The 6,401-nt window shown below is 66.4% G+C and carries 7 protein-coding genes and 1 pseudogene; 2 read left to right on the top strand and 6 right to left on the bottom strand.

The features are described from left to right. The 6 genes and pseudogenes from AC1D00_RS21550 to AC1D00_RS21525 form a co-directional block, all read right to left on the bottom strand. Positions 1-149, bottom strand: a pseudogene (locus AC1D00_RS21550) (ABC transporter ATP-binding protein); the annotation flags it as partial. Further along, positions 137-1,192, bottom strand: coding sequence for a dihydrodipicolinate synthase family protein (locus tag AC1D00_RS21545; protein WP_477012056.1), 1,056 nt, complete (start codon positions 1,190-1,192; stop codon positions 137-139). The pseudogene AC1D00_RS21550 and the gene AC1D00_RS21545, both read right to left, overlap by 13 nt. Positions 1,193-1,198: 6 nt before the next feature. Continuing rightward, positions 1,199-2,020: a GNAT family N-acetyltransferase gene (locus AC1D00_RS21540; protein ID WP_477012055.1), complete on the bottom strand. Its 822-nt coding sequence runs from the start codon at positions 2,018-2,020 to the stop codon at positions 1,199-1,201. Then, entirely contained in the window at positions 2,007-3,044 is a 1,038-nt protein-coding gene (locus AC1D00_RS21535) for an NAD-dependent epimerase/dehydratase family protein (protein ID WP_404555840.1), read from the bottom strand. Before AC1D00_RS21535 ends, AC1D00_RS21540 begins: the two co-directional genes overlap by 14 nt. Before the next feature lie 15 nt (positions 3,045-3,059). Continuing rightward, a complete protein-coding gene (locus AC1D00_RS21530) occupies positions 3,060-3,830 on the bottom strand; it encodes an ABC transporter permease (RefSeq protein WP_025575387.1) in 771 nt (256 codons plus the stop codon). 83 nt (positions 3,831-3,913) lie between these two features. After that, the gene (locus tag AC1D00_RS21525) at positions 3,914-4,561 is read right to left on the bottom strand and encodes a TetR/AcrR family transcriptional regulator (RefSeq protein WP_027542519.1); all 648 of its coding nucleotides are present in this window, start codon (positions 4,559-4,561) and stop codon (positions 3,914-3,916) included. Between the two features lie 100 nt (positions 4,562-4,661). Here AC1D00_RS21525 and AC1D00_RS21520 point away from each other — a divergent pair, with 100 nt between their 5' ends. Then, the gene (locus tag AC1D00_RS21520) at positions 4,662-5,666 is read left to right on the top strand and encodes an ABC transporter substrate-binding protein (protein WP_477012054.1); all 1,005 of its coding nucleotides are present in this window, start codon (positions 4,662-4,664) and stop codon (positions 5,664-5,666) included. A gap of 326 nt (positions 5,667-5,992) precedes the next feature. Further along, positions 5,993-6,401, top strand: a 409-nt coding sequence (locus AC1D00_RS21515; protein ID WP_477012053.1) for a septum site-determining protein MinC, incomplete at its 3' end; no start/stop codon positions are given.

The raw sequence follows: 6,401 nt of genomic DNA, 5'->3' as shown, positions 1-6,401 counted from the left end.
CAGCCGGACGGGCCGACCAGCGAAACGAGCTCACCTTCCTGCACGTCCATCGTGACGTCGGAGACGGCGAGAAACTCCGCGCCGCCGCTGCGGTAGACTTTCCTGACGCCGCGCAGGCTGATGAAGGGCTCTTCCGTCATGCCAGCCATTTGTCGAGGTTGGCGGCCACGAAGGCATCGTCGCTGAGGTCGGCGTGCTCGCGGCAGACGCGGTCGATCTCTTCCTTCTGGCCGGGGCTCAGGCCCTCGGCCGGATCGAGGCACCACAGCCCCTGCATCAGGCCCTGACGCCGCAAGATCTCATGGCAGCCGGCGATGCAGCCGTGAAAGTTGTTGGCGACGTCGAAGAAGGCGCTGTTGCAATCGGTGACGCGGGCATCGAGCGCGAGCAGATCCGCCGGCACGCTGTCCTTGTGCCGCGCCGCCTTGCAGAGCTCGAACTGCTTGATCGCGCTCGCCGTCCACACCGACCAATGGCCGAGCAGGCCGCCCTTGAAGTAGGTTCGCGTGGTGACGCCGTTGTCGCGGAGGTCGAAGGGCAGCATCAAGTCCAGCAGGATGTGATCRTCATTGCCGGTGTAGAGCGCGACGCGGTCGAGCGCACCCGCCGCCGCCACGCCGCGCAGGACGTCGAGCGTGCGGTAGCGGTTGAACGGCGCGATCTTGATCGCGATGACGTTGTCGATCGATGCAAAGCGCTGCCAGAACCGGCTCGACAGGATGACGCCACCCACCGCCGGCTGAAGATAGAAGCCGACCAGCGGGATCTCGGCGGCGACCGCCGTGCAATGCGCAATGATCTCGTCCTCGGAGGCGCTCTTCATCGCGGCCAAGCTGAGCAGGCCGGCGTGATAGCCGATGTCACGGGCCATGCGCGCCTCGGCGGTTGCCTGCCGGGTCGAACCGGCAAGTCCCGCGACCATCGCCAGCGGACGCCTGGTCCAGCTCGCGGCGGTCTCGGCGGCGAGCTCCAGCACGGGACGGTAGAGGCCGACGTCGCGGATCGCGAATTGCGTCGTGTGCACGCCGACCGCAAGGCCGCCGGCGCCGGCGTCGATATAGTAGCGCGTCAGCGCGCACTGATGCTTCTCGTCGAGCTTTCGCTCGGCGGTGAGCGCAAGAGGGTGCGCCGGCAGCACGGTGCCGTCGGCGATCAKCTTGCGGATGTCGCTGTTGATCTGGCTGTGGTGCATGATGTCCTATCCAAATTCGGGGCCGGCGACGGCGAACGGCATTTCCTCGCTGGTAGCGGTGGCAGGGCCGAAGCGCATGCGCTGGAACRGCCGTTCGACGGTCCAGCCGGATGCGGTCAATCCTTCCAGGAACGCGCCGTGTGACGCGACGGCATCGATCAGCAGAGGGGCGGTCTCGGATCGGGCGATCGCACCAACCAGAGCCAATGCTTCCACCGCGTCATTCGCAAACAACGGGCCGATATGGCGGGCGGTTCTGCCGTCGCGAACCAGCGCGATGGCGCCGTTCGCGGAGACGATGCGCGAGCCGGAGCGTTGTGCGAAGGCGGAGAGGAGGGCGCTCCGGTCGAAACCGGTGGCCCGCCGGTCCCGCGCGCGAAGCGCCTCGATGGTCGCGGAAGAAGACCGCGGCGCTTCGGCTCGCGCGGGTTTCGCCAGCTTCAGCCGGCGCAATTGCAGTGTCGGCGTGAAGCCGAGCGGCCCGTAAACGGCAGCACCGTCGGGCGTTGCGTCAAGCCAGCTCGTCAGGCCGTTCTTGCGCGCAGTTTCCAGGCAGGCATCGACGAGGCGCGTTGCGAGGCCGCGGCGGCGATGCGTCGCCGTCACCAGCACCATGCTGATCCAGGCGTTGTTGCCGGAATAGGGCAGCAGCGCTGCGGTTGCGACCAGCCGCATGCCGTCGCGGATGCCGAACACGACGCCGTCGCGCAGGAAGATGCGCCAGTCCTCTTCGGTCTGGTTCCAGTGCGCTTCGACCGATAGAACGAGCCCGGCGATCGCGTCGTCGGCGCCGAGCTTGAGGATGGGCGGACCGTCAGTAGCGGCCATCGCGCACCTCGTATTTGGTGGGCTTTCCGAGGCTCGGCATGGCGCGGGATACCCAGTCGGCGGTCCAGGCGATCAGCTGCTCGGTGTCGACGACCGGCAGGCCGAACAGCCCGACCGCCTGCGAGGTATCGGTGAGCCACGCCGTCGGCTCCTCCTTGCCGGTCAGCACCGGTGCGCGGCCGAAGCGGGCGCCGAATTTCGCGGCGAGATCGCGCACCGCCAGGATCTCGTGGCCGCTGACATTGATCGGCGAGGTCGGCGCCGTGCAATGGGCGAGGCAGCGCAGCGCCTGCGCGGACGCATCGCCCTGCCAGATGAAATTGACATGGCCAAGGCTGACGTCGATCGGCGTGCCGGTGAGGACCTTGGTGGCGATGTCGTGCAGCACGCCGTAGCGCATGTCGATCGCGTAATTGAGCCGGAACAGCCGGCCGGGCGTTCCAGATTTGCGCGAGAAATATTCGAACATGCGCTCGCGGCCGACGCAGGATTGGGCGTATTCGCCGGGCGGGTTCGGCGCCATGGCCTCGGTCGCGCCTTGGCCGTCGACCGGCACGAAGGGATAGACGCAGCCGGTCGAGAACGCGACGATCCGCGACGACGGGAAGGCCTGCGCGACCAGCGCCGGCACATGCGCGTTCATCGCCCAGGTCAGCGACAGATCGCCCTCGGCGCCGAACTTGCGGCCGGCCATGAAGACGATGTTGGGCGCCTTCGGCAGCGCCTTGATCGCGGCCTCATCGAGCAGGTCGCAATTGATCGTCTCGACACCGCGCCCATGCAGCCAGTCCTTGACGCCCGCCTCGCTGAAGCGCGCCACGCCGATGACGCGGCGATCCGGTGCGGCCGCTCTGGCGAGCCCCGCCAGCGTCGGGCCCATCTTGCCGGCGACGCCGAGGATCATGATGTCGCCCTCGACTTTGGCGAGGTCGTCGATCAGTGCCTGGGTCGGCCGGCACAGGAGATCGTCGAGCGCCGCGATATCCGGAATGGTCTTCGGCAGCGTCTGGCGGGTGAGGAGCATGGATCGTTCCTTTAGCTAAGTCTGCCGGGCGTCGCCCACGACGAACATGCGTTCGAGGGCGAGCACGAGGCCGTAGAGGGCGACGCCGAGCAGCGTCAGCAGCACGACGGCCATCACCATCGCGGGCGTGTCGAGCGACGACTGCACCTGGATCATGAGGTAGCCGAGCCCGCGCTCGGAGGCGATGAACTCGCCGACGATGGCGCCGGCGACCGCCAGGATGGCGCCGACCTTCATGCCGGAGAACACGTAAGGCAGCGATCCCGGCAGCTGGATCTTGCGGAACAGCGTCCAGCGCGAGCCGCGCAGCGATTTGACGAGATCGAGCAGATCCGGCTCGACCTCGCGCAAGCCGCGGGCGGTGGTGAGCAGGATCGGGAAGAAGCAGATGCTGAAGGCGATCAGGATATTCGGCACGATGCCGTAGGAGAACCAGACGATCAGAAGCGGGCCGAGCGCGACCTTCGGGATCATGTTCAGCGTCACGAACAGCGGCAGCAGCACGAGGCTCAGCAGAGGCGCCCAGCTGAAGATCACCGCGAGGGTGACGCCGACGAATGCGCCGAGCGCGAAGCCGCCGAGTATCTCGATCGCCGTCACCAGCGTATTGGCGCCCCAGGCGTAGCTCGCGGTTCCCAGCGTCTGCACGGTCGCGAGCGGAGAGGGCAGGATGAATTTCGGCACGTGGAAGGCATCGACCGCGACCTGCCACAGCACGAGCACGGCGAGGTGCACGATCAGGATGATCGCAAAGTTGCGGGCCGGGCCTGCTCCGTCACCTGCCACCTGTTGCTCCCCGTTGCTCGCGGCCTCTCCGCCACGACGGCAAGCCTAACCGTCCCCGGGGCAAGTTTCAACCAGTTGGTTGATTATGGGCGGAGCGACTGGAGCACGAGGTCGACGACATGCCTGCGGCGGGCGCGGCGCTGGGCGCGGCTCGACAGGTCCTTGCCGAAGATCGCCGACAGCGTCGGCGTGTTTGAGAAGAAGAAATAGCTGAGGCCCGCAATGGAGATGTAGAGCTGGACGGGGTCGATCCCTTTGCGGAAAAGTCCGCTACGCACGCCCTCCTGGAGAATGTGGGAGACGCTCTTCACCAGCGGGGAGTGCATTGCCTCCAGCCGCGTGGAACCGCGGACATGGCGGGCGCCGCCGCGGTTCTCGTCGTTCAGAAGCACAATGAAATCAGGGTGTGCCGCAAGGTGATCGAACGATGCTTCGATCAGCCGGCGGATCGCCTTGTCGGGCGGCAGGCCTTCCAGATTGAGCCTGCGCTCCTGCTCGCGGATGTCCTCATAGACCCATTCGAGCACGGCGAGGTAGAGCGCGTCCTTGTCGCCGAAGTAGTGGTAGACGAGCTGCTTGTTGACGCCGGCGCGCTCGGCGATCTCGTCGACGCGGGCGCCCGCAAGGCCGTGCCGGGCGAACTCCAGGCGCGCCGCGGTGAGCAGCTTCTTGCGGGTCGCGACGGGGTCGCGCCGCTGCGGCACGGTGTCGCCAGATCGTTTTGCGGGCATTTCCAACCAAACAGTTGACAAGTTGAGGGCGGACTTGTTGCATTGGTATCCTCACAAGGGGAGAGCGACAAGCCGGGTCGCGGCATTGAGGAGACATGCGATGAAGCGTTTGCAGGCGGCGGTTGTGACCCTGATGCTCGGTTTGCCGGGCGTGCCCGCGAACGCGGGCGAGGCGGTCAACATGATCCTGAACTGGACGCCGACGGCCGACCATTCGCCCTATTATTACGCGAAGGCGCAGGGCTGGTACGAGAAGGCCGGCATCGACCTCACCATCGAGACCGGCAAGGGCTCCGGCGTCTCCGCCGCCAAGGTCGGCTCCGGCGGCTCGCCGTTCGGCGTCGCCGATCTCGCCACCATGCTGGTGGCCAAGAGCAAGGGCGCCGACACCGTCGCGGTGATGAGCGTCTACGCCAACACCGGCCAGACCTTCTACTGGCTGAAGAGCTACGGCGTGAACGGCGTCAAGGATTTCGCCGGCCACAAGATCGGCAATCCACCCGGGGACGCCTCGCGCGTGATGTGGCCGGCCTTCGCCAAGGCCGCAGGGCTTGCGCCGGATGCGGTCGGCTTCGTCAATGTCGGGCCGACTGCGAAGATCGCAGCGCTGAAGAGCCATACCGTCGACATCATCAGCGACTTCTACAACGAGCACGACCGCAAGGTGATCGAGTTCGGACCCGATCTCGGCTACGTCAACTGGAAGGACATCGGCCTCAACCCTTACGGCAATTCGCTGATCGTCAATGGYGCCTATCTCCAGAAGAACCCGAAGCTGGTCGAGGAGTTCGTGCGCGTCACGCAGAAGGCCTTCGCGGCCTGCGTCGCCGACGTCACCCCGTGCCTGAAGGCGCTGCTCGACCAGGTCTCCGGCCTCGACAGGGAGAGCCAGGAGCGCCAGTGGGAGCGCATCAAGTTCCTGATGACGGACGAGTTCACGACGACGAAGAGCCTCGGCTGGATCGACGGCGAGCGCATGAAGAAGGACTACGATCTGGTCCAGACCTATCTCGGCATGGAGAAGCCGTTCGACGTGACGACGGCGTTCACGACCAGGATGCTGGATCCCGCCATCAAGATGGATGCGAGCAAGGTGAAGAAGTAGGGGGGCTACAGGCGGAAGCGCTCGCGTCCCATACCGGTGTCATGCCCCGCCACCGGGTCTCGCCTTCGGCGAGCCCGATGACAGGCTCCGGCGGGGCATCCAGTACGCCGCAGCCTATCGACTGACCCACTCCCGTCTCGGAGTACTGGATCGCCCGCTGCGCGGGCGATGACGGCTATGTGCTGGGCGGGAGCGCCTGCCGAAGGTCCGGCCGCTCAAGGGCCGACCGCCAGTCCAACTCACGTAGCCCAGGGAGAAATTAACCGGCCGTTAACCATATCCGCCGCATCGTTAACCATTCAATAACAGGGAACGAGTCGGCCGCCATGGAGGCTGCAGCAAAAGTCCAACGCCAAATGGTGCGCCTGCGCGGGCGCTCCTACGTGGCCTTCGTGTTCGTGCCGACGGTTCCGATCCAGGACTGGCTCCAGGAGATCGACACCACCATCGCGCGTTCGCCGGGCTTCTTCGCCGGCCGGCCCGTGGTGATCGACCTGTCCTCGGTCGATCTCAGCCAGTCCGGCATCAATCATCTGCTCACCAGCCTTCAGGATCGCAACATCCGCGTGCTCGGGATCGAGGGCGTGGAGGAGGGCCGGCTGACCCCCATGATGCCGCCGCTGCTCTCGGGCGGGCGCAGCTGCGTGGTCGAGCCGAGCGCGCCGAAAAAGGCCGAAGCGAAGGCCGAGGCCAAGCCAACCTCGCTGCTGCTCGAGGCCCCCGTGCGCTCGGGCC

Source organism: Bradyrhizobium sp. P2_E8 (genome assembly GCF_056403875.1).
This window is presented reverse-complemented; position numbering and strand designations above follow the sequence as displayed.

Coding starts and splice junctions, on each gene's coding strand:
- AC1D00_RS21535 (WP_404555840.1), bottom strand. CDS start 3,044: ATGCTCCTCACCCGCCAGACGCTGCCGAAGACCATTCCGGATATCGCG.
- AC1D00_RS21525 (WP_027542519.1), bottom strand. CDS start 4,561: ATGCCCGCAAAACGATCTGGCGACACCGTGCCGCAGCGGCGCGACCCC.